17 protein-coding genes are annotated in these 21,596 nt (G+C 64.5%); 4 read left to right on the forward strand and 13 right to left on the reverse strand.

The window, feature by feature from the left end; genetic code table 11:
* Nucleotides 1-17 precede the first annotated feature (17 nt).
* Nucleotides 18-980 carry an NUDIX hydrolase gene (locus tag BUB39_RS14770; protein WP_073054716.1) on the reverse strand — a complete coding sequence of 321 codons (963 nt, stop codon included), beginning with the start codon at nucleotides 978-980 and terminating at the stop codon, nucleotides 18-20.
* 203 nt (nucleotides 981-1,183) lie between these two features.
* Here BUB39_RS14770 and BUB39_RS14775 point away from each other — a divergent pair, with 203 nt between their 5' ends.
* Nucleotides 1,184-2,362, forward strand: coding sequence for a PP2C family protein-serine/threonine phosphatase (locus BUB39_RS14775; protein ID WP_073054718.1), 1,179 nt, complete (start codon nucleotides 1,184-1,186; stop codon nucleotides 2,360-2,362).
* Nucleotides 2,363-2,367: 5 nt separating this feature from the next.
* Here the strand turns inward: BUB39_RS14775 and BUB39_RS14780 are convergent, their stop codons facing one another.
* The 5 genes from BUB39_RS14780 to BUB39_RS14800 all read right to left on the reverse strand — a co-directional run bounded on the left by BUB39_RS14780 (nucleotide 2,368) and on the right by BUB39_RS14800 (nucleotide 9,418).
* Nucleotides 2,368-2,736, reverse strand: coding sequence for a response regulator (locus BUB39_RS14780; protein WP_073054721.1), 369 nt, complete (start codon nucleotides 2,734-2,736; stop codon nucleotides 2,368-2,370).
* Entirely contained in the window at nucleotides 2,736-5,438 is a 2,703-nt protein-coding gene (locus tag BUB39_RS14785; protein WP_073054723.1) for a response regulator, read from the reverse strand. The genes BUB39_RS14780 and BUB39_RS14785 overlap by 1 nt, the downstream gene beginning before the upstream one ends.
* A gap of 9 nt (nucleotides 5,439-5,447) precedes the next feature.
* Complete coding sequence (locus BUB39_RS14790; RefSeq protein ID WP_084527407.1) at nucleotides 5,448-6,278, reverse strand: Tll0287-like domain-containing protein; 831 nt, start codon at nucleotides 6,276-6,278, stop codon at nucleotides 5,448-5,450.
* Between the two features lie 192 nt (nucleotides 6,279-6,470).
* A complete protein-coding gene (locus BUB39_RS14795; protein WP_073054725.1) occupies nucleotides 6,471-7,064 on the reverse strand; it encodes an AAA family ATPase in 594 nt (197 codons plus the stop codon).
* 137 nt (nucleotides 7,065-7,201) lie between these two features.
* Entirely contained in the window at nucleotides 7,202-9,418 is a 2,217-nt protein-coding gene (locus tag BUB39_RS14800) for an amylo-alpha-1,6-glucosidase (RefSeq protein WP_073054728.1), read from the reverse strand.
* 153 nt (nucleotides 9,419-9,571) lie between these two features.
* On the opposite strand from BUB39_RS14800, the gene BUB39_RS14805 reads away from it, so the two are divergent.
* Nucleotides 9,572-9,997, forward strand: a complete 426-nt coding sequence (locus BUB39_RS14805; protein WP_175561879.1) for a secondary thiamine-phosphate synthase enzyme YjbQ — start codon at nucleotides 9,572-9,574, stop codon at nucleotides 9,995-9,997.
* 48 nt (nucleotides 9,998-10,045) lie between these two features.
* Here BUB39_RS14805 and BUB39_RS14810 read toward each other — a convergent pair whose 3' ends face one another.
* The 7 genes from BUB39_RS14810 to BUB39_RS14840 form a co-directional block, all read right to left on the reverse strand.
* Nucleotides 10,046-11,224 (reverse strand): M20 aminoacylase family protein, encoded by a 1,179-nt coding sequence (locus tag BUB39_RS14810; RefSeq protein ID WP_073054730.1) that lies wholly within the window; start codon nucleotides 11,222-11,224, stop codon nucleotides 10,046-10,048.
* A gap of 21 nt (nucleotides 11,225-11,245) precedes the next feature.
* On the reverse strand, nucleotides 11,246-13,105 hold the full coding sequence (locus BUB39_RS14815) for an ABC transporter ATP-binding protein (RefSeq protein ID WP_073054732.1): 1,860 nt from the start codon (nucleotides 13,103-13,105) through the stop codon (nucleotides 11,246-11,248).
* Nucleotides 13,105-13,920: an ABC transporter permease gene (locus tag BUB39_RS14820; protein ID WP_073054734.1), complete on the reverse strand. Its 816-nt coding sequence runs from the start codon at nucleotides 13,918-13,920 to the stop codon at nucleotides 13,105-13,107. The genes BUB39_RS14815 and BUB39_RS14820 overlap by 1 nt, the downstream gene beginning before the upstream one ends.
* 2 nt (nucleotides 13,921-13,922) lie before the next feature.
* A complete protein-coding gene (locus tag BUB39_RS14825; protein WP_073054737.1) occupies nucleotides 13,923-14,864 on the reverse strand; it encodes an ABC transporter permease in 942 nt (313 codons plus the stop codon).
* A gap of 85 nt (nucleotides 14,865-14,949) precedes the next feature.
* On the reverse strand, nucleotides 14,950-16,494 hold the full coding sequence (locus BUB39_RS14830; RefSeq protein WP_073054739.1) for an ABC transporter substrate-binding protein: 1,545 nt from the start codon (nucleotides 16,492-16,494) through the stop codon (nucleotides 14,950-14,952).
* Nucleotides 16,495-16,570: 76 nt separating this feature from the next.
* Nucleotides 16,571-18,214 carry an amidase gene (locus tag BUB39_RS14835; protein WP_073054741.1) on the reverse strand — a complete coding sequence of 548 codons (1,644 nt, stop codon included), beginning with the start codon at nucleotides 18,212-18,214 and terminating at the stop codon, nucleotides 16,571-16,573.
* 25 nt (nucleotides 18,215-18,239) lie between these two features.
* Nucleotides 18,240-19,235, reverse strand: a complete 996-nt coding sequence (locus tag BUB39_RS14840) for a carbon-nitrogen hydrolase family protein (protein ID WP_073054744.1) — start codon at nucleotides 19,233-19,235, stop codon at nucleotides 18,240-18,242.
* Between the two features lie 439 nt (nucleotides 19,236-19,674).
* Here BUB39_RS14840 and BUB39_RS14845 point away from each other — a divergent pair, with 439 nt between their 5' ends.
* Nucleotides 19,675-20,337, forward strand: coding sequence for a TetR/AcrR family transcriptional regulator (locus BUB39_RS14845; protein WP_073054746.1), 663 nt, complete (start codon nucleotides 19,675-19,677; stop codon nucleotides 20,335-20,337).
* Nucleotides 20,334-21,578: a metal-dependent hydrolase family protein gene (locus BUB39_RS14850; protein ID WP_073054748.1), complete on the forward strand. Its 1,245-nt coding sequence runs from the start codon at nucleotides 20,334-20,336 to the stop codon at nucleotides 21,576-21,578. Before BUB39_RS14845 ends, BUB39_RS14850 begins: the two co-directional genes overlap by 4 nt.
* Nucleotides 21,579-21,596: the final 18 nt, after the last annotated feature.

Genomic DNA, 21,596 nt, shown 5'->3' on the forward strand with positions numbered 1-21,596 from the left:
GCTGAGTATAAGCGGTGTCAAGACCGGATCAGTGGCAATTTCGTTCCGGCAATGGCGCGCTCGACCTCGACCGCATGGCGGAAGCGGAACAGCTTCGCCGGCCGACCGAGCGTTTCGGCTGCGGTTTCGCCTGTTTCTTCAACAAGTTCCTGCTGTTCAACCAAACGGCGAAAGTTCTGTTTGTGCACCAGCCGCCCGCCCAGTGCCTCGACGCAGCGCTGGAGCTGAAGCAGGGTAAACATCGGCGGCATGAGCTCGAAGACGACCGGCCGATACTTGATCTTCGCTCGAAGCCTGGCGATTCCCGTCGCGAGAATGCGGCGGTGATCGGTCAGCATTGCCCTGCCCGGCACTAGGAGGCCGTGCTCGTCCAGTCGCGGCTGATGTGCCTCGGCGACGAGGCCGGCTTCATAGAGCAATTCATAGCGTTGGAGCGTCAGTTCCTCGTTCCAGGGATTGCCACCAAGGCCGAACGCTAGCGCGACGCGATGGCGCCGCTCGGTGCCTCCACCCTCGGCCCAGGCGGTCAGCGCCGGAGCAACGATCTCCTCGATCACCGGCGGTGGACCCGACCGCCAGTCCTCCCATGGGAAATAATCGTACCAGCTTCGCCAACCCTCGGCGCTGTCCCGGCCGACATCCTCGCGCGTCAGCCCGAGATAGCTGATCGAGATGACGCGCGCGGCCGTCGGTCCGGCGCCGCGATCTCGGTCGGCGAAGGTGTAGAGCTGCTCGACATAGCCGAGCGGATGATGCGTCTGCTGCTCGACCCAATCGCGCAGGCCCGACTGGAGCGAGCGATGGGCAAGCTCGAACGGCCCGGAAGGCAGGGCACGGCCACCGTCGAGGGTCATGACGCGCGGCTCGCCACCGGTCACGGCGACAAGGACGGCAATAAGGTCGACCTCGGCCGAACGTCCCGCCGAATTGTCGCTGCCCCGTTCTTCCGTCTTTGTTTCCGCCACGCTTTGCCCCGCCATGCCCGAACCCACTATCGAGCCATCGGGGCGATTGTCGTGAAGTTGATGGCGGAAGCAAGCGTGCTGAACCGCTGTGACCATTGGCGCAACCACGCAGCGTCAATCGCTCGGATGACCGCATGCAAGGCTTGATCTTGGCCGGCCGGGAATGTGACGTTGAGCGCCCCGAAGCGCCCGCGCATCGCCCGTCTGGATCTTTTCCAATGCACGTAGCCGACAGCCATATCCTCGTCGTTGACGATGTCGAGGACAACCGCGCCATCCTGCTGCGCCGGCTGCAACGGCTTGGTTTCCGCCATCTTGCCGAAGCCGAGGACGGCGTGGCTGCGCTCGATCACATTCGCGCCCATCCGGTCGATCTCGTTCTGCTCGACGTGATGATGCCGCGCATGAACGGGGTCGAGGTGCTGGAGGCGATCCGTCTAGAAAACCGGCTCGAGCAGACGGCCGTGATCATGATTTCGGCGTCGACCGAGATCGAAACGGTCGTCAAGTGCATCGATCTCGGCGCCGAGGACTATCTGCCGAAGCCATTCAATCCGTCGATCCTCCGCGCGCGCATCGGCTCGGTGCTAGAGAAGAAGGCGCTGCGCGCTGAGGTGCGGCGGCAGCTGACCCGTCTTGAGGTTGAGATGGCAAGCGCGCGCCAGCAGCAGCTCGCGATGGTCAACACACATTTCCCCTCGCCCGGCGGTGCGATCGATCTCCATGCCGTCATGATGCCGGCGCAGGAAGTCGGCGGCGATCTCTATGACTTCTTCGAGGTGACGCCAGGAACGCTTTGCATCGCGATCGGCGACGTTTCCGGCAAGGGCATGCCGGCGGCGCTGTTCATGGCCCGCACGCGAAGCCTGCTGCGCGCGGGGACACTGCAGTTCTACGCCCTTGCCGGGCGGATGCCGCGCCCCTCCGAGGTCGCAACGCTGCTCAATGAAGAGCTCTGCAAGAACAACGAGGACTGCGTCTTCGTGACCTTGGTCCTCGGCTTCCTCGATATCGCCAGCGGGCGGCTCGACTATGTGAATGCGGGCCACCTGCCGCCCTTCAAGGTCGGCGCGGACGGGATCGTGGCCGATCGGACGAATGCGGATCCACCGATCGGCGTCATGGATCACCTGACTTTCGCGGATCGCGACATACAGCTTGGCGCGAGCGAGACACTGGTGCTGATGACCGACGGGCTGCCCGAAATGGAGAATGACGGTCACGAGCTCTATACGTCGGAGCGCCTGATGGCCGATTGCCTGTCGCTCGCCGGAAACGCGGCACGCGCCTTCAGCGGCGGGCTCATCGAGCGCGTTCTCGCCCATGCCGGTGACGCGCCGCAATTCGACGACATCACGGCGCTGGTGCTGCGCTGGAGACCGCCGTCCGCCGATTGAGGCGCTCAGCCCGCGCCGAGTAACGCCGCCATCTTCGCGGTCAGGCGCTCGAAATCGACAGGCTTGGTATCAAAGTCATGGCAACCGGCTTCGAGCGCCGCCTCGCGCTCGCCGACCATCGCATGCGCTGTCAGCGCGATGATCGGCAGACTGGCGCCACCTTCGGCGCTGCGAATGCGTCGCGTGGCCTCCCAGCCATCGAAGACCGGCAGGCTCAGATCCATCAAGACGAGATCAGGCGCTTGGCCCAGCGCCTTGTCGACGGCCTCCTGTCCGTCGACGGCGAGAAGCACCGTATGGCCGGCCCGTTTCAGCCGTCGCGAAAGCATGTCGCGATTGAGCTCGTTGTCTTCGACGAGCAGGATCACGGCCATCAGCCCGTCCCTCCTTCCGTGACCGCGCGGATGGCACGGCTCAATTCGAAATGCGCCGCCTTGCCCTTGGCAATGATGCCTTGGGTCGTTTGGCTGAGCCGGGCGCGCTCATCATTGGAAAGCTCTCGCGCGGTTACGACGATGACGGGAATGTCGCGCCAGGCTTCAGCGGCGCGCAGATGGCCGAGAAATTCAAATCCATCCATCTCGGGCATGTTGAGATCAAGCAGGACGGCGTGCGGCACTGGGTGGCCAGCCAGCCAATCAAGCGCTTCACGGCCATTGCGCGCTTCGGCGGTCGCCATACCGAGCTTCTCTCCGATGCGGCCCATCAGTTCACGCGTCGGCGCATCGTCCTCGACGACGAGCAATGTCTGGCCCTCGGCTGCGCTTCGGTCGGGCAAGTGACGCTCAAGCGTCGCCAGCAGCTCGGTGCGGTTGAGCGGCTTGGTGAGCATGGCGGCTGCGCCGAGCGTGAAGGCAAGGCTCCGGTCATCGGTGATCGACACGATCACGACCGGGATGTCGGCAAGCTCCGGATCTTCCTTGAGCGCCACCAGCACCGCCCAGCCGTCGACCTGCGGCATCATGATATCGAGCGTGATGGCGTCGGGTTTCTCCGAGCGGGCGAGTTCCAGCGCCTCCGCGCCCGAACCGGCATAGAGGGGCGCATAGCCCTCGCGAACGAGATGGGAGCCGATGATGTGGCGGGTATGTGGATCATCGTCGACCACCAACACACGGCCGGCCTTGCCGCCGAGATTGGCCGGCGCGTCACCCTCTGGCACGGCCGCCTCGCCCTCACTCTCGAGCGCCTCGGCGCCACCATCTGTAATCTTCAGCACGAAGCACGAGCCCTCGCCCGGCGTACTGGTCACCGTCAGGTCGCCACCAAGCGTGCGGGCGAAGCTTCGGCTTATGGCAAGGCCGAGGCCCGTCCCGCCAAAGCGCCGCGTCGTCGAACTGTCGGCTTGCGAGAAGGCCTGGAAGAGGCGCCCCTGCTGTTCCTCGGTCAGGCCGATGCCTGTATCCGTCACCGAAACGACCAGCTGTCGGCCGCTCCGGACGACTGACATCGTCACCGTGCCGTCCCGCGTGAACTTGGTGGCATTGCTCAGCAGATTGAGGACGATCTGCTTCAGCTTGGTGTGATCTGTGCGAACCGAACCGATATCGGGCGGAATCTCGACGCGGAACGTGTTCCGATTCTTCGCGGCGAGCGGCTTCACCAGCGTTTCGACGTCGCGGGCGAGGGCGGCGAGATCGACGGCCTCGAGATAGACTTCCATCCGCCCCGCCTCGATCTTGGATAGATCGAGGATGTCGTTGATGATGCTGAGGAGATGCTGCCCCGCACCCTCGATTTTCTTCAGATCGGCGACCGCGTCCGCATTGCCATCGTCTTCGGCGTCCTGCATCAGCAGCTGGCTGTAGCCGATGATCGCGTTCAGCGGCGTCCGCAGCTCATGGCTCATATTGGCGAGGAACTCGGATTTCACCTGCGTCGCGTGATCTGCCGCCTCCTTGGCGAGTTCGAGTTCCCGCTGACGCTCGCGAAGCTCCGTGACGTCGGTATAGACGGCGACGATGCCGCCCTGCCCCGTCCGCCGCTCCTGGATCTGCACCCAGCGCCCGTCGATGAACTGCTCGACATGCGATTCAGGACGCCCACGGCGCGCCAGCCTCTCGGCGATCCAGCTCTCGGTTTCCTCCGCGCCGAGACCGCGCATCTCGGCTGAGCGGCGCAACAGATCGACAAATGCCATTCCCGGCCTGATGGCATCCGCGATCGCGGTCAGCATGCCGCGATACTGCGTATTCGTCAGCTGCAGGCGGTCATCGGCATCATAGAGCGCGAAACCCTGGTTGATACTCTCGATGGCGTCGAACAGCGTCTGTCTCTGCCGCCGCGCTTCCTCGGCAAGACGGTCACGCTCGCGGATGCTCTCGGCGAGAAGGCCGAGCGCATCGCGCATGGCGCCGAGCTCATCGCGCGCCGGCTCCGGCAGGGCGACGTCGCTGCGCCCCCGCGTGATCTCGCCGATGGCCGTGACGAGTTGCTTGAGCGGCGGCAGGATCGAGGCGAGAACGATGAAGGTCAGTAGAGCGCCAAGAACGACGGCCACGGCTGTGACGATGAGCGAGACATTGGTTCCGTTGGTGAACTGCCTCAGCACCTCGACGCGCGCCGCCGCGGCCTGGCTACGCAGCTGCGGTTCGATGCCCGATAAAAGCGCCTCTACCTGTTCGCCATGGCCCCTCGCCTCGGCAAACAGCGCATTGCCGACAACGCGCTGGTCGTCGGTATAGGCGTCGACGGCTTTCATCGCGCTGGCGTCGAAAGCGGCGACGCCGGCACCGATCGCTTCGGCCTCCTTCGGCATGAAAGGCTTCAACGCCGCAAGACCGGCATCGAGACGCGCCCGCGCGGCGTCGCCCTTTGTTTCGGCCAGCGTGAGCAGGCTGACCGCGAGGTCGGCGCGCCAATACAGCAGGTCCTGGAAGGCCGAATGAACCTCGCTCACCGCATCCGACATCGCGGCGATGCGCTGCGCCTCGCCGACCGTCACCGCCGCGCGCTGGCCGGTCCAGAAGATGTAGGCGCTCGTCGCCGCCATCGGCAGCAACAGCAGCACGGCGAGCACGATGGTGCGGACCGGGATGGAGGTCGTACGGAGCAGTCGGATGAGTGAGCGGGCCACGGGCGCGGCTCAGGGATTGGCAAGGACGACGCTGATGACGCCGCCAAGATCGCTCTCGGCCGCCCCCTCGCGCGGATAGCCAGTGATGTCGATCGAGCCTTTCGGCGCGCCATGGCAGGAAAGGCAGGACGCGGCGTAATATTCCGGCACCGCCATGCGGAATTCCTTGCCGCCGTTCGCCTCAACAATTTCGGAGAAACTGGTACCACGCGTCCAGGCGGGGCTGCGGAACTTGTCGGCGATCACGGCCGTCTCCCAGCCATCCGGCCGTGCCTTGCGATTGCGCACGAGCTCGGGTGGTGCGGTGACCTTTATGTGCGCCTCGCCCCCGACCCTTCGCGCGAAGGACTCGTTTACGAGACGGGCGAAGGTCGCGGGAATGAACCCTTTGAACGCGACGCCCTTTTCGTTGATCAGCGGCTGGGCGTCGTCCATCACCTCCTTGATCGAGGCGAGCTGCGCGGCGATCAAGCGTCCCTGGCGGGTCGAAGGCGGATAGCTCGCCGGATCCTCACCTGTCTTCTTCTGATAATTGGCCGTGGCCTCGGCAATGACGGCCGCCGCATCGAGATGCTTGTCGCCGACGGCCGGATCGTTGATCTCGGTCTGATGCTTCGAGATCACCGCGCGGGCCGACTGTAGCATGGTCGAGAGACGGCTCGCGATCGCCTCGGGAGAGCCAGCGACCGTGCTCGACAGGGATGGTGGTGCCACGCTCTCTGCGGTCTTGCCAATGACGGGAATGGCCACCAGAGCCGTGGCAACGCAGAGCCCGGTCGCTATCCACTTCCAGCCGATGCTTCGCTGCCGACCGCCCAAGCGGGCCCCGATCCGCGTCATGCTCCACCCCTGTCTTGCCGCATGGCGGACGCAAAGCCAGTCCCACAGGAGGCCCGTCCAATCCAGTTATGTGATGCTAGCAAAACACGCGACGAGTCGCGCCAGCAAGATGGGCTTCGCGCGCCTTTCGCCGATCCTGTCATCGCCCGGAAAGTGGGCGGCCGGGATGGCCAGGCCGCCCATTGAAACGCGTCAGGAGCCAGCCTCGGCTTCCCGACAGATCGGGATGAGGCGCTCTCGATAAGTATGATCGGCGCCGGCGAACTCGTCATTGACCTTGGCGCCGTTCTCCCACCACTGCATCAGTCCGCGTCCCATTTCCTGGCCGGCGCGCGTGTGGACGCAGAGCGCATAGTCCGGGACTTCGACGGCGGCCTCGCCGCGTGCCACGAGCTGAATGACGAGGTCGGTATGCTCAGCGCTGGTGCGATCCTTCTGCGCCGTCGCGAGCAGGCGAACGGCATGCACCGCCATCATGATCTTTTCGCCCCCACTGCAGGTGCGGTAGTTGTCGTGCAGGCAGTTGACGAGCAGCGGCGCCATCGGCAGGCCCATGCCGACATCCTCGACCGCGATCAATTTCAGCCGATGCCAGAAATGATCGGCGACGGCTTCGGAGGTGATCAGCATTTCGTAGGCGGCGCGCACGGCGTTATCGACGTGACTGCGCCTGATCTCCTTCTGAAGAACGGAGACGAGCTGATCGACCGGGACGCCATGCGGCGACACGAGCTTGCTGTAGGGATCGTCTTGATGGGGAGGAGGCCCGATGTGACGCGGAGTCATGGCGCGCCCTTTCTTTTGAAAGTTGCGGCGCGCCCGAGACGGGAGGGGCCAGAGGTTGAACGCCAATCCCATCCCACGGCAACATTCAGGCGTCAAGCTCAAGCGTAGGTCCGTTAATGGGCGGGCCTCCCTCGGCCCTAATTCCGCGTGAGCGCCCTCACCCGGCCCTCGCGGGCCAGGACATTGACGACGACCTCCTGCCCGCTCCGCCTGAGGGCGACATCCATCCGACCCGGGCCGACGCGAAGGCGGCGCAGGATAAGCTCGTCCAGGAAGGGCGGCAGCACCGGCTCGTCGAACATGATCTCGCCAGCCGAGGGATCGAAGCGCAGGCCGAGGCAGGACTGGATCAGTGACAATGGCGTGCCGGCGGCCCAGGCCTGCGGCGAGCAGGCGACCGGATAGAAGGTCGGCCCACGGCTGCGCTGGCGCGGAAAGCCGCAGAAAAGCTCCGGCAGTCGGCGCAGCTCGATATAGATCGAGGCGGAGAACAGGCCTTCGGCGAGACGGGCAGCCTCGTGCCGATAGCCATAGCGCGCGAAGCCAGCGCCGATCAGCGCGTTGTCATGCGGCCAAACTGTGCCGTTGTGATAGCTCATCGGATTGTAGCGCGCCTCGGTCGAGGCGATCGTACGGATCCCCCAGCCGGAAAAAGACGAGCTGTCCATCAGCGTCGCGACGAGAGTCGCGGCGCGCTCCGGATAAGCGATGCCGGTGTAGAGTGCGTGACCAGCATTTGAGCTGCGCACGCGGCAGGGCCGCTTGGCGCCGTCGAGCGCCAGGACATAGGTCGCGAGCGCCTCGTCGAAGAAGTGCTTGTCGAAGAGCCGGCGCAGCGCCTCGGCCTTTTCATCATAAAGCGCAACATCGTCCGGTCTTCCGAGCGCCGCGGCAAGACGCGCCGCCGCGCGCCACGCGCCATACACGTAGGCCTGCACCTCGACCACGGCGATCGGCCCTTCGGCGAGGCTTCCATCGGCATGGAAGATCGAGTCGTGGCTGTCTTTCCAACCTTGGTTGATCAACCCTTCCGCGCGCTGGCGGCCATATTCGACGAAGCCGTCGCCATCGCGATCGCCATCCTTCTCGATCCAGCCAAGCGCTGCCTCGACATGTGGCCAGAGTCGCCTGGCCGTCGCGACGTCTCCGGTTCGGTCGAGATAAGCACCGGCCAGCATGATGAAGAGCGGTGTCGAGTCGACACTGCCGTAGTAGCGGCGGAACGGCACCTCGCCGAGTTCCGCCATCTCGCCTCGGCGGACTTCATGAAGGATCTTGCCCGGCTCGGCATCAGCGGCTGGGTCATAGGCTGTCGCTTGGTTAGCCGCGAGCTGCAGTAGGACGCCACGCGAAATCGCAGGATCGAGCCAGAGGGTCTGGAGCGCCGTGATCAAGGCGTCCCGACCGAACACCGTGCTGTACCAGGGGATGCCGGCATAGGGATAGGGTCCCTCCGGCGTCTCGGTGATCAGCATATAGAGATCCGAAACGCTGCGGCGCACAGCCTCATCGAACAGTTCGTTCGAGGTCGTGATGGCCGTCGCCCGGCCGGACGAGGCCCGGAGCGCCCGCCGCGCGTCGCGAAGCGCCTGGAAGAATGCGCGGCGTGATGCCGTTGCCGTCTCGCGCGCGCCGCAACGAATTTCAACGAACAGCAGTTCGGCGGCGTTCGGCGGCAGGTCGATCGTATAGGTAACCCGGTCGGCCGCGACCGCTTCCGGGCGGGGATCGAAACGGAGGCTGGTCTCGCGTCGCTCGCCATCCAGTCCCGTGTAGGCGAGCACCACGCCATCCGCTCGGATCTCCGCCGGATGGTGCTCGCCGTGCCTTTCGCGCTTGGTGCCGCGCACCTCGAAGAGATCGGCGAAATCGGCGGCGAAATCGATCGTCAGCGTCAGCCGGTGTGGCACCTGGTCGAAGTTGCGGATCGCGATGCGCTCGAAACACGTCGCGTTCCAGAGGAACCGCGATCGGCGGATATGGATGAGATCGTGGTCGAGTACACGTGTCCCGTCCGGCCCGAATAGATCGGGATTGGCAAGATCGCAGGTCAACGTCGCATTGTCGTCACGCAGCGTAGAGCTCAGCAGGATCGGTCGATGACCGGCGACATTGAGCGCGAGGTGCGAGAGGTGCCGTGTGTCGCGGTGATAGACGCCCTCGGGACTACCAGGACCGGATGCAGCATCACCGTTGTGATCGAAGACGCCGAACGTGTCGCCATGCTTCAGCGTGCGCGGCCGCCGCTCCTGCAGTGAAGCCGTGGACGGAATGAAGAATTGCGGCGCGGCGGGGATCTCGGGTCCCGCAGTGACGACGGCGTGCGAGACCTCATCGGCCGTATGCTTGTCCATGAATCATGCTCCAGTCGCCCTCGATCGATCCCGTTTGCGGCCATCGATGCCCATGGGGCAACTCGCCGGACAATGGTGCGTTCCCGGCCGATTGGGCCGCGCGCTTCCACCACAGCGCTTGACAGGATCCGGCGCGGCCGTCAGGCCTCATGCATGGCAATCATAGAAACCGTCATCGTGCCGACCCACGGCCAGGGCCTTTACGAATTCACCGACGAGGCCAAGGATTTCCTTGCCCGCGCCGATATCGGAACCGGCCTTCTCACGGTACTGGTGCGCCATACCTCGGCCTCGCTGCTGGTGCAGGAGAACGCCGACCCGGATGTCGTCCGCGATCTGAACGCCTTCTTCGCGCGGCTCGTACCGCCGGCGAACGACCCGTCGATGGCCTATCTGGTTCACCGACTGGAAGGTCCCGACGACATGCCGGCGCACATCAAATCCGCGCTGACGCAGGTTTCCCTGTCGATCCCGGTTCTCGATGGACGGATGATGCTCGGCCGCTGGCAGGGGCTCTATCTCTTCGAGCATCGCGACCGGCCGCACCGGCGCGAGATCGTTCTCTGCGCCAGTGCCTAGTGCCTCATCAAGCAGGTCGATCGAGACCGGCGGCGCCTCCAGCCGCGGTCAGGGTGCCGAGCGCGGCAGCAATTGCTCAGCGAGAGTCGCCCAATAGCTGGCGCCGACCGGCAGGACCTCGTCGTTGAAGTCATAGCGCGGATGATGAAGCTGCGGGTCCTCATCCGTGCGCGCGCTCCCGAGCATGATGTAGCTGCCCTGCTTGGCGTTGAGCATGAACGAGAAATCCTCCCCGCCCATGGTCGGCTGCGGCAATTCCGAGACGCCGCGCGCGCCGGCAACCGCTTCCGCGGCCCGCTTCGACAGCTCCGTCGCCGGCCCGTCATTGATCGTCGCCGGATAGGTCCGCTCGTAGATGAGTTCGGCCGTCGCCCCATAGGCTTCGGCGGTGGCACGGACGATGCGCTGCATCGCGCTTTCTACGAGATCGCCGATCTCCGGCAGATACCAGCGCGTCGTTCCGCGCATCATCACTTCCGAGGGAATGACGTTGAATGCACCGCCGCCTCGAATCTCGCCGACAGTGACGACCGCGCTTTCGAGGGGCGGCACGTTGCGGGCGACCACGCTCTGCAAGGCGGCGACGATCGCGCCGGCGACGACGATCGGATCGACGCCGTCATGCGGCTGCGCGCCGTGCGCGCCGCGTCCCGTGATCGTGATGGTGAAACGGGAAACGGCTGCCATGGTCGGCCCGACGCGCCACAGAAATTCGCCGGCAGGCGCTTTCGGCCAGTTGTGCATGCCGAAGACCAGATCCATCGGGCAGCGCTCGAACAGGCCCTCGCGCACCATCATGCCGCCGCCGCCATGCAACTCCTCGGCCGGCTGAAAGATCGCGTAAACCGTGCCGTCGAAATTGCGCGTCTCGGCGAGATAACGCGCCGCGCCGAGCAGCATCGCGGTGTGGCCATCATGGCCGCAGGCATGCATAACGCCCGCCGTCGTCGAGGCATGCGGAACGCCGCTCTCCTCATGGATCGGCAGGGCGTCGATATCGGCACGCAGTCCAATCGCGCGGCCCGGCTTCGCGCCATGGATGACGCCGACGACGCCGGTTCCTGCAAAACCGGTGATGATCTCGTCGACACCAAACTCCTTGAGCCTTTCCTGGATCACGGCGCTGGTGCGGTGCTCTTCGAGCGCCAGCTCGGGATGGCGGTGCAGATCCTGCCGCCAGGCGGTCATGTCCGCGTGGAAATCGGCGATCCGGTTGACGATGGGCATTGCTTGGTCCTTCAGAAGAGGTCAGGCGGCCGCGAGCGGACGCAGCACGAGATGGCCGGGCGCCACCTCGTCATAGCTGGACGGCTCGACGGCGGCCCCGACCGGGAATATCGGCGAGGAGAGTGGGCGGAAGCTGCGGTCGTCATGCGGGCGGCGGCGTGCCGGATCGGCGATCGGCACGGCCTCGAGCAGCGAGCGCGTATAGGCGTGGCGCGGATTTTCGAACACGGCGGCGCGAGGGCCGATCTCGACGATGCGGCCGAGATACATCACCGCGACATTGTGAGACACGCGCTCGACCACCGCCATGTCATGGCTGATGAACAGGAAGGACAGGCCAAGATCGGCCTGAAGCTCCATCAGCAGGTTGAGCACTTGCGCTTGCACCGAGACATCGAGCGCCGAAACACTCTCGTCGGCGACGATGAGCTTCGGGCTTGGAGCAAGCGCCCTGGCAATGGCGACGCGCTGGCGCTGACCACCGGAAAGCTCGTGCGGGAAGCGGCGCAGGAAACTTCGCGGCAGCTCCACGCGATCGAAGAGATGCGCGACACGGTCATGCAGTTCGCTGCCCGAGGCGAGGCCGAAATTCACCAAGGGCTCGGCGACCTGGTCGAGCAGCCGCCGATAGGGGTTAAGCGAGGCAAACGGATCCTGGAATACCATCTGCATGTCACGGCGGGCATGCCTCAGATCGAGCCGGCTGAGCGAACGCACATCCCAGCCATCGAGTTGGATCTCCCCGGAATTGGCCTCGACAAGCCGGAGGATGGAACGACCGCAGGTCGACTTGCCGCAACCAGATTCGCCGACGAGCGACAGTGTCTGGCCTTTCGCGAGCGAAAAGCTGACATCCTCGACCGCATGAACATTTGCGACGGTGCGGCGGAGCAGACCGCCCTTGACCGGAAAGCGGGTCGTCAGGTTTTTCACGGTCAGGAGCGGCTCGATCCTGCCGCCTTCGGCCGGCGGCGACGCCATGGCGCGCTCCGTCTCGTCGCCGAGGATGCGCATCGGCTCGGGCGCGGGCTTGTCGCGCATCTCGCCGAGCTTCGGCACGGCCGCGAGGAGCGCCTTGGTGTAGGTCTCGCGCGGATGCTCGAAGATTTGGCGGACAGGCCCCTCCTCGACGACATCGCCGCGATACATGACGACGACGCGGTCAGCCATCTGCGCGACCACGGCCATGTCATGTGTAATGAACAGCACGGCCATGCCGTTCTCGCGCTTCAACCGATCGATGAGGCCAAGGATCTCGGCCTGAATGGTCACGTCGAGCGCCGTTGTCGGCTCGTCAGCGATCAGCAGTCGCGGCCGGCAGGCCATCGCCATGGCGATGACGATGCGTTGGCGCATTCCGCCCGAAAGCTCATGCGGATATTGCGTCAACCGCCGTTCGGGTTCCGGAATGCGGACCTCTTTCAGCAGCTCGAGCGCCCTGCCCCGCGCGTCTTCGCCGGTCAGACCGCGATGGCGTTTCAAGCCGTCGGTTAGCTGCCGCTCGATCGTGAAGACCGGATTGAGCGAGGTCATCGGCTCCTGGAAGATCATGCCGATCTCGTTGCCGCGGATGCCTTGCATGACGTCTGGCTCGGCTTTGGCGAGGTCGATCACCTCGCCGCTACCGCGCGCGAATTCAAGCGAACCCGCCGCGATGCGGCCGCCGCCGAATTCGATCAGGCGCAGGATGGAGAGCGACGTCACCGACTTGCCGGACCCGGATTCGCCAACGACGCACAGCGTCTCGCCTGGCTGGATCTCGAAACTGACATCCTTGACGCCGGCGACCATGCCGTCATCGGTCTGGAATTCGACGCGGAGGCCGGAGACCTTGATGATCGGTTGGCCGTGCGAAGTCTGCGGGGTTGTCGGTGCGGTCATCACGAGGCCCTCGGATCGAGGACGTCACGCAGGACATCGCCGAACATGTTGAGCGCCAGCACGGTGAGCGCTACGGCGGCGCCCGGCGCGAGCGCAGTCCAGGGCGCGACGTCGAGATAGTCGCGCGAGGCCTGGATCATCAGGCCCCAGGAGGAGTTCGGCGGCTGCGTACCGAGCCCTAGGAAGGAGAGTCCGGCCTCGGCGAGGATCGCGAATGCGAGGCTGATCGTTGCCTGCACGATGACGAGCGGCAGCACGTTCGGCAGGATATGGCGCCAGATCATCGCGGCGTCGTTGGTACCCGCAGCGCGGGCCGCCTCGACATAGGGCATGGCTGAAACCCGCAGCGCCTCGCCCCGGATGATCCGGGCGAGGAACGGAGTGAAGGCGATGCCGATCGCGATGATCGTATTGGGGATACTCGGGCCGAGCATCGCCGAGATCGTCAGCGCCAGCAGGAGCGCCGGGAAGCTCAGCAACGTATCGACGATGCGCATCAGCACGTTGTCGACGGCGCCGCGCGCATAGCCGGAAATGATGCCGAGCGGCAGGCCGATCAGCACGCTGATGGCTACGGCGGCACCGGCGATCCCGAGCGAAGTATGGGCGCCAAGCAGCACGCGGAAGAAGATGTCGCGGCCAAGTTGGTCCGTGCCGAAGGGATAGCCGATGCTTGGCGGCTTCAAACGCATCGTCATCTTCATCTTGGTCGCCATGTCGGCCGGAATGACCAGAGGTGCGAAGATGCCAATGCCGACGATGAGGACGATCAGCGTGAAGCCGATCACGCCTTGCGGGGTGAGGAAACGCTTCACGGCTACTGCATCCTGATGCGGGGATCGACCAGCAGATAAAGCAGGTCGACCACGAAATTGGTGAGCATCACCACTGCGGCGATGAAGAACACCGAGGTCTGGATCAACGGCACATCGCGATTGAGCAGCGCCTGATAGGTGATCCAGCCCATGCCGGTGTAGTTGAACAGGGTCTCGACGACGATGATCGAGCCGAAAAGATAGCCGATCTGCAGGCCCGCCACGGTCATGATCGGGCCGACCGCATTCCTGAGGCCGTAGCTCCAGACGACGCTGCCCTCGGAAAGACCCTTGGCGCGGGCGACACGGATGAATTCCTGGTTGAGGATGCCCGTCATTGTCGAGCGGGTGACGCGGGTGAGATGCGCCATCAGCCCAAGGCCGAGCGCCAGCGCCGGCAGGAAGGCATGGCGGGCGGCGCCGATGAAATCGACGGAGGGATCGACGAAGCCGCTTGAGGGAAACCAGCCGAGCGTTCGCGCGAACAACAGGATCAGCACGATGCCCCAGAAGAAGTCAGGCAGGCTGATGCCCAACAAAGCGGCGCTCGACGAGACCGTGTCCTGCCATTTCTTGCGGTGAACCGCCGCCCAGACGCCGAGCGGCACGGCACAGACGAGCGCGATCGCCATCGACATGACGACGATCAGCGCACTCGCCTTCATCTTCTGCGCCATCAGGTCGGCGATCGGCTCCTTGAAGACGAGCGAATGACCGAAATCGCCGACCACCATGCCGCCGATCCAGCGGCCATATTGCGCGACGAGCGAATCATTGAGGCCGAGTTGTTCGCGAAGACCAGCGAGCGCCGTCGGATTGCTCTGCGTGCCGAGGATCATCATAGCGACATCGCCGGGCAGAATGCTGGTGACCGCAAACGTGATGACCGAAATGAGCCACAGCGTCAGCACGATCGAGAACAGGCGGTTGAGGAGATAGGTCATTGGCCTCGGCGGGTCAGGGGCGTTGTTGCTCGGCGAGGAGACGAGAACCGGCCGGACCGCGAGTGCAGCCCGGCCGGTCGCGGGATCAGGTGTTGAGCCAGACCTTGTGGAAGCGCAGGTTGCTGCCGTTCGGATGGACGATCGTGTCGAGGCCGCCGACCGTCTTCTGTGCGCCGATGGTGCCGTTGCGGAACCACAGGATCACGTCCAGCGTCTGATCGTGGATGCGCTGCTGGACCTTCTTGTAGAGATCGGCCCTGGCGACGGGATCAACCGTGCCGCGCGCCTGCTGGGTCAACGCGTCGATCTCGGCATCCTTGATATTGCGATAGTTGAACGCGCCGGTCGAGTTCCAGAGGCTGTAGTAGAGGAAGTCCGGCTCCCACAGCGTGAAGAAGTTCATCATCGAGATCTGGAAGTCGCGGTTCACCCAGACCTGGCTCAGCCAGTCGGCCCAGGTGAGCTGCTCGATCTTCATTTCGACGCCGGCGGCGCGGAACCATTCGGCCATGATCTGCGCCGACTCGACATGATAGGGATAGTTGGTCGTCGTCTTGAAGACGAGCTTCAGCTTGCCCGGCCCGTAGCCAGCCTCGGCGAGCAGCGCCATCGCCTTGTCGAGATCCTGCGGACGCTGCTGGAGGGCGGCATCGTAAGAGCTTGAGGTCGGAAAGCTCGGCGAAGCCGTCAGCTTACCCTGGTCCCAGAGCGCGCCCTGCAGCAACTGTTCCTTGTCGATCATCAGGTCGAAGGCCTCGCGGACCCGCGCGTCCTTGAAGGGCTCAAAGTCGTGGTTGAAGTTCAGGAAGTCGAAATTGAGCGGGAACCACTTCAGCGTCTGCAGCGTGTCGATGCCTTCGACCTCGGTAACGCGATCGGCCGGGATGTCGTTGATCATGTGCAGTTCGCCGGTGCGCAGTCCGGTCAAGCGCACGGTCGGCTCGGTGATTTCGCGCGAGATGACCTTGTCGAGATAAGCCGGGCCTTCGAAGTAATCGTCGAACCGAACCAGCTCGACCTCATGTCCGAATTCGCGGCGGACGAACTTGAACGGCCCGGCGCCGACCGGCATGTTCGCCTGGCCCTCGCCGGAGCCCGCCGGCATGATCACGCCGGCGCCGTTCTCGGCGAGGCGGCTCAGGAACGGCGCATTGACGCGGCCGAGCTTGACGATGACGGTGTTCGCATCGGGGGTCTCGATCGCGGTGACATCCTTGAACACCTCGAAGTTGACGGCACCGGTCTTCGGATCGCGCACCCGGTCGAACGAATATTTGACGTCCGCGGAATCCAGCGTCTTGCCGTTGTGGAATTTGACGTCCTTGCGCAACTTGAACGTGTAGGTCAGTCCGTCGGGGCTCTCCTCGAAGCTCTCGGCGAGCATCGGGATGACGTTGAACGCCTTGTCGACGGTGACGATCGGGCAGTGAATGTTCTCGAGCAGGCGGAGCGTCGAAGCCGAGCCGGTGACATGCATGTCGAGGCTCTGTGTGGTCTCGGAGTGCCCCCAGATCAGCGTGCCGCCCTTCTTGGGGGTCTCCTGCGCCAGCAGTGCGCCCGGCCAGCCGGTCATCATCAAAGCGCCGCCGCCCAGAAGGGCCGTGGTCTTCAGGAAGTCTCTGCGGTTCATGGGAGGATCCTCTAGCGGCGATGCGGTTGAGCGGATGAGCGAATCCGGCAGGAGCCGGGGCATGCGATGGGTCAGATCAGGCCGGAAGTGGGGGACGCGCAGAGGCGACGCCGAGCGCGCGTTCAAGAGCGATGCCGAAATTGACGAGCCGGCCCTCATCGAACAGGCGGCACCAGAGCGAGATGCCCTGCGGCACCTTGAACAGCGGGCCATCGGCGCCGGGCTCGCCGGTCGTCAGCTTGCCGGCGCCGAGCGAGGCCGCGCCGCGGGTTGCGAGCTCGAGGAAGCCGGCGCGCAGATGCAGGCAGGGATGACCGGTGAAATTGCTCGCCACCAGCATCGGTCCCGTCATGAACGGGCCGATCAGCAGGTCGACATCGGCGAAGAGCGCGTCAAGCGCCAGCATCACCTGATAGCGCAGCCGGTCCAGCTGGACGTGGTCAACGGCTGAAAGGAAGCGCGCCTTGCGGAAGGTGTTCGGCCAGGCGCCGTCATCCTGCCAGGTCAGCGTGTCGTCGAGATCGCTGAGCGTCAGAGGCTCGAAAGCGGCCGCCGCCTCGGCGTAGAGAATGTTCATCAGCGCTTCATAAGGAAGATCCGGCAGCGCGACTTCCACGACGTCGACACCCAATGACCGCGCGGCGGCGAGCGCCGCATGATCGACCTCGGTTGCCCCTTCGCCGAACGCCTCGGGCAGAAAGCCGATGCGAAGTCCCTCGAACGAGGCCGTGGCGTCGAAGTTGAAAGAAGCGCCGAGCGAACCGCGATCGGCCGGATCGAAGCCGTTCAGGGCCGCTAGCACGATCGCGGTATCCTCGACGCCGCGGCAGATCGGGCCGACCTTATCGAGCGACCAGCAGAGCGCCATGGCGCCGGCGCGGGAAACGCGGCCGAAGGTCGGGCGGAGACCCGTGGTGCCGCAACGCTGGCTTGGCGAGGTGATCGAGCCGAGCGTTTCGGTGCCGATCGAAAAGCCGCAAAGGCCCGCTGCGGTGGCGGATGCCGAGCCGGCGCTCGAGCCGCTCGAACCTTCCTCGAGATTCCAGGGATTGCGTGTCCGGCCGCCATACCAGATGTCGTTGTAGGCGAGTGCGCCAACGGTCGTCTTGCCGAGCAGGACCGCGCCGGCGGCACGGAGGCGATGAACGATCGCCGCATCCTCCGTCGGAATGCGATCCTGGAACGGCTCGGCGCCCCAGCCTGTGACGACGCCCTTGGTGTCGAAGAGATCCTTCAGCCCATAGGGAATGCCATGCAGCGGGCCAAGCAAGGTGCCGCTCGCAAGCAGCGCGTCCGCCGCGTCGGCTTCCGCCAGCGCGGTCTCGGACATGACCGTCGCATAGCAGAAGAGATGCGGATTGAACGCGGCGATGCGCGCGAGATAGATCTCGGTCAACCGCCGGCTCGTCAGCGCGCCCGAGGCCATCCAGGCCGAGAGATGGGTCAGCGGCGCAAAGGCAATGTCCGCGTCCTCAGCGGGACAAGCCGCCGCGACGGAGGAATAGACGGGCTTGGTCTGCGGTGGCGGCACCGGCGTCGTGGCAAGGCGCGGATCGAAACGGCTTGCCGTCGGCATCGCATTGTCGAGTACGACAGCGCGGCGCGCGACGGCCGAAGCGATCTGGCCCTCGAGATTGTCGAGCATCTGCGCGCGCTCGGCCGGCGTATAGCGGATCGCCAGCAGGTCTTCCGCCGCGGCGATGCTCTCGGTCGTGATCATTGAATCTGCTCTGCTGGCCGGCGCATCAAACGGATCGAGCGGGCTTGGCGAGCCGGGGCCGCTCATGAAGGGGTTTTGGCGCGGCTGGCGAGCGAGCGCCGATCACGCCTTGCTGCAAGGCCTCGGCCGGATAGCGGTGGCCCTCGTCGATGAGCCCGCCATAAAGCTCCGGTCGCCGATCCTGCAGCAGGTTGAGGCCGAAAAAGGCTTCCGTGCGGGAGGCGAGGATCTCGGCCTGGAGGTCGGCCTTGTGGACCACGAGCCCCTCTTCGTCGGCAAGATAGGCAACGACCTTGCCCGTCGGGTCGACGATCTGGCTGCCACCATAATAATCAACGCCTGCCGAATAGGCGCCCTTTTCGCAATGATTGGAGACGACCAGCCAGAACTGGTTGAAGAAGGCGTTGGACTGCGATGCGAGGTCCATAGCCCAGCCGTGATAGTCAGTCGCGCGGTCATGGCCCTTCATCGGCCATGCGGTCGACATCAGGACGACATCGGCGCCCTTGACGGCGTAGCTGCGCAGCAGTTCGGGGAATGCGAGATCGTAGCAGATGATGCTGGCCAGCGTGCCATGGGCGGTGCTGACGACCGGCATCTCCTCGCCCGGCGAGAAATAGGGAAACTCAAAGGTGTTGTGAGTCTTGCGGTAGATGCTGAGGACGCCATCCGGTCCTACCAGCGCGGTCGAGTTGTAGATCGCGTTGCCGTGCAGCGCCTTCTCGGCGAGGCCGACCTGCACGAGCATCCCGTGGCGCCGCGACAGGGCCGCGATGGCATCCGTCGACGGCCCCGGAATGGTCTCCGCCTCGCGGAAATAATACTGCTTCTGCTCGGCTGCCGCCTTCGAACCCATAGCCAGCCCGAAATCGGCATAGCCCTGCAGGCCCATTTCCGGCAGCACCAGGACGTCGACATCAGAGGCGCCGGCCTCTTCGATCAATTCGCAGAAGCGCTTCAGATTGCGGGTCTTGTCGTGAACGATCTTCACATTGGCGGCGGCCAGCGTCGTCTCAGGCATGGGATTTCTCCAGCCGCACGCCGCACGAAAACGTGCGCCTCGGCTCGTCGGAACAAAACTAAATCGATTATTGAAGCTAGCATTCTGTCGAATGCCAGCGAAGTCCAAACCATAACCACTCAGTGACTATTGTTTAGACAGCATCTTTACCGATGCCCTGTGCTTCCAGCTCGTCGGCATCGCGCTAGCAACTCTCGCAAGTACAACTAACACTTCGCCGCAAGAGCATTGCGACGTTGCTTTCTATTCATAGACGCACGCAGCAGTAAACCTCGAGTGTTACCCGCCTCGCCTTCGATCCTGTCCGATTTGTGATCGCCCTGCCCGGCTTCGTTATCAGCTAGGGCGTCACGATGGCCGAAGCCTGTCAGGCAATCGGAACCCTGTCAATACATACATGCATGCTTGCATGTTTTATAGAGACTGCTACCCTCGCGCCATGCAGCCCACCCCCGAAAAATCATCGCGCACCCAGGAAGAGCGGACCGCCGCGACCAGGGCGCGGCTGATCGAAGCCACGCTCGACCTTCTTCTCTCGAAGGGTTATGCGGGCACTTCGGCTGTGGACATCGCCGCGCGCGCCGGCCTTACGCGCGGCGCGCTGGCCCATCATTTCGCGGGCAAGGACGAACTTGTGGTGGAGGCTTTCGACAAGCACCTCACCATGGTGACCAGTGACATCCGCACCTATGCCGGGCTGGTTCAGAGCGGATCCCTGAGCCTCAGCGACTTCATCGACCGCGTGTGGATCATCTTCTCCGGGCGCTTCTTCATGCTGACGCTGGAGGAAGTGACCGCTGCTCGGCACAACGACTATCTGCGCGTGCGCCTCGAAAAACGGACGCGGGCATTCCACGAGAATCTCGACGCCATATGGCGCCACTTCTTCGCTGGCACCGGCCTCGGCGCGCTGGAAATCGAGGTCATGCTGAACGCGACCCTCTGCCTGCTGCGTGGCATGGGCGTCCAGACGGTGCTGCGGGATGACCCCGTCTATTTCCGCCGTCTGCTGCGCTTCTGGAAGGCGGTGCTCAAGGAACAGATCGAGGGCGCGACCCGTGCTGCCTCGGCAAGAACCCCAGATACGGACTCACACGCATGATCCAGCCTTCGGTCGTTTTCGAGAATGCCCGCCTCCTTGACGGATCGACGGACGAGCACGACCGTTTCGTTCGCGTCGCGGACGGGCGGATTGCCGAGATTTCGGATCGGCCAATCATCGATGGCGATGCCGTAAGGATCGATTGCGGCGGGCGCACGCTGATGCCCGGCCTCATCGACTGCCATGTCCATGTCACGGCCACGATGGCCGATCTCGGGCGCAATGCCCGCCTGCCCGACGCGCTTGTTGCTTTCGGGGCCGCGCGGATCATGGCCGGGATGCTGAGCCGTGGCTTCACGACCGTCCGTGATGTCGGCGGCGCGACGCACGCGCTTGTCGATGCGCTGGCGCAAGGCCTGATCGAAGGGCCGCGCCTCGTCATCTGCGGTAAGGCTCTCTCGCAGACCGGCGGCCATTCAGACCTGCGCGGCCGCTACGACAATCGGCTCGCCGAAGACCTCACCTACCGGCTCGGCACGATGGGACGGCTTTGCGATGGCGTCGAGAGCTGCCGTCTCGCGGCGCGCGACGAATTGCGGCAAGGCGCAACATTCATCAAGATCATGGCCAATGGCGGCGTCGCCTCGCCAACCGACCCCATCCATGTCCTGCAATTTTCAAAAGCCGAGCTGGAGGCGATCGTCGAGGAAGCACGGAACGCCCATACCTATGTCTCGGCGCATCTCTATACCGACGAGGCCATCGCACGCGCCGTCGCGTGCGGCATCCGCTCCGTGGAGCACGCCAATCTGATCGAGCCGCCAACCGCGCTGCTGATGGCCGAGCGCGGCGCGATCGCCTGCCCGACCTTGGTCACTTATGAGGCCTTGCACAGCGAAGGCGCATCGCTGGGACTGCCGCCGGACTCAGTCGCCAAGATCGACGACGTGCGCATCCGAAGCCCACGTTCGCTGGAAATCCTGCGCGAGGCCGGCGTGCCCATGGCCTACGGCACCGATCTGCTCGGCGAAATGCACCGCTTCCAATCCGACGAATTTGTCATTCGCGGCCGCATCCTGCCGCCGGTCGAGGTGATACGCTCGGCGACGTCGGTCGCCGCCGATCTGATCGGCATGACTGGAGAGATTGGCTGCATCGCAACCGGCGCTCACGCGGATCTTATTCTGGTCGACGGCGATCCGCTTGCCGATCTCGCGCTGCTGACAGGCCAGGGCCAGCACATGCCCATCATCATGCAGGCCGGCAGCTTCGTGAAGAACTCTCTCGCGGCATCGAACTGACGTGGACGACGGAGAGAT

This window comes from Kaistia soli DSM 19436 (genome assembly GCF_900129325.1).
GTDB lineage: Bacteria > Pseudomonadota > Alphaproteobacteria > Rhizobiales > Kaistiaceae > Kaistia > Kaistia soli.

What these genes read in the sequence shown, in the direction of transcription:
- BUB39_RS14770 (WP_073054716.1), bottom strand. Translation starts at nt 980, where the DNA reads ATGGCGGGGCAAAGCGTGGCGGAAACAAAGACGGAAGAACGGGGCAGC.
- BUB39_RS14775 (WP_073054718.1), top strand. Translation starts at nt 1,184, where the DNA reads ATGCACGTAGCCGACAGCCATATCCTCGTCGTTGACGATGTCGAGGAC.
- BUB39_RS14780 (WP_073054721.1), bottom strand. Translation starts at nt 2,736, where the DNA reads ATGGCCGTGATCCTGCTCGTCGAAGACAACGAGCTCAATCGCGACATG.
- BUB39_RS14790 (WP_084527407.1), bottom strand. Translation starts at nt 6,278, where the DNA reads ATGACGCGGATCGGGGCCCGCTTGGGCGGTCGGCAGCGAAGCATCGGC.
- BUB39_RS14795 (WP_073054725.1), bottom strand. Translation starts at nt 7,064, where the DNA reads ATGACTCCGCGTCACATCGGGCCTCCTCCCCATCAAGACGATCCCTAC.
- BUB39_RS14800 (WP_073054728.1), bottom strand. Translation starts at nt 9,418, where the DNA reads ATGGACAAGCATACGGCCGATGAGGTCTCGCACGCCGTCGTCACTGCG.
- BUB39_RS14805 (WP_175561879.1), top strand. Translation starts at nt 9,572, where the DNA reads ATGGCAATCATAGAAACCGTCATCGTGCCGACCCACGGCCAGGGCCTT.
- BUB39_RS14810 (WP_073054730.1), bottom strand. Translation starts at nt 11,224, where the DNA reads ATGCCCATCGTCAACCGGATCGCCGATTTCCACGCGGACATGACCGCC.
- BUB39_RS14815 (WP_073054732.1), bottom strand. Translation starts at nt 13,105, where the DNA reads ATGACCGCACCGACAACCCCGCAGACTTCGCACGGCCAACCGATCATC.
- BUB39_RS14825 (WP_073054737.1), bottom strand. Translation starts at nt 14,864, where the DNA reads ATGACCTATCTCCTCAACCGCCTGTTCTCGATCGTGCTGACGCTGTGG.
- BUB39_RS14830 (WP_073054739.1), bottom strand. Translation starts at nt 16,494, where the DNA reads ATGAACCGCAGAGACTTCCTGAAGACCACGGCCCTTCTGGGCGGCGGC.
- BUB39_RS14835 (WP_073054741.1), bottom strand. Translation starts at nt 18,214, where the DNA reads ATGATCACGACCGAGAGCATCGCCGCGGCGGAAGACCTGCTGGCGATC.
- BUB39_RS14840 (WP_073054744.1), bottom strand. Translation starts at nt 19,235, where the DNA reads ATGCCTGAGACGACGCTGGCCGCCGCCAATGTGAAGATCGTTCACGAC.
- BUB39_RS14845 (WP_073054746.1), top strand. Translation starts at nt 19,675, where the DNA reads ATGCAGCCCACCCCCGAAAAATCATCGCGCACCCAGGAAGAGCGGACC.
- BUB39_RS14850 (WP_073054748.1), top strand. Translation starts at nt 20,334, where the DNA reads ATGATCCAGCCTTCGGTCGTTTTCGAGAATGCCCGCCTCCTTGACGGA.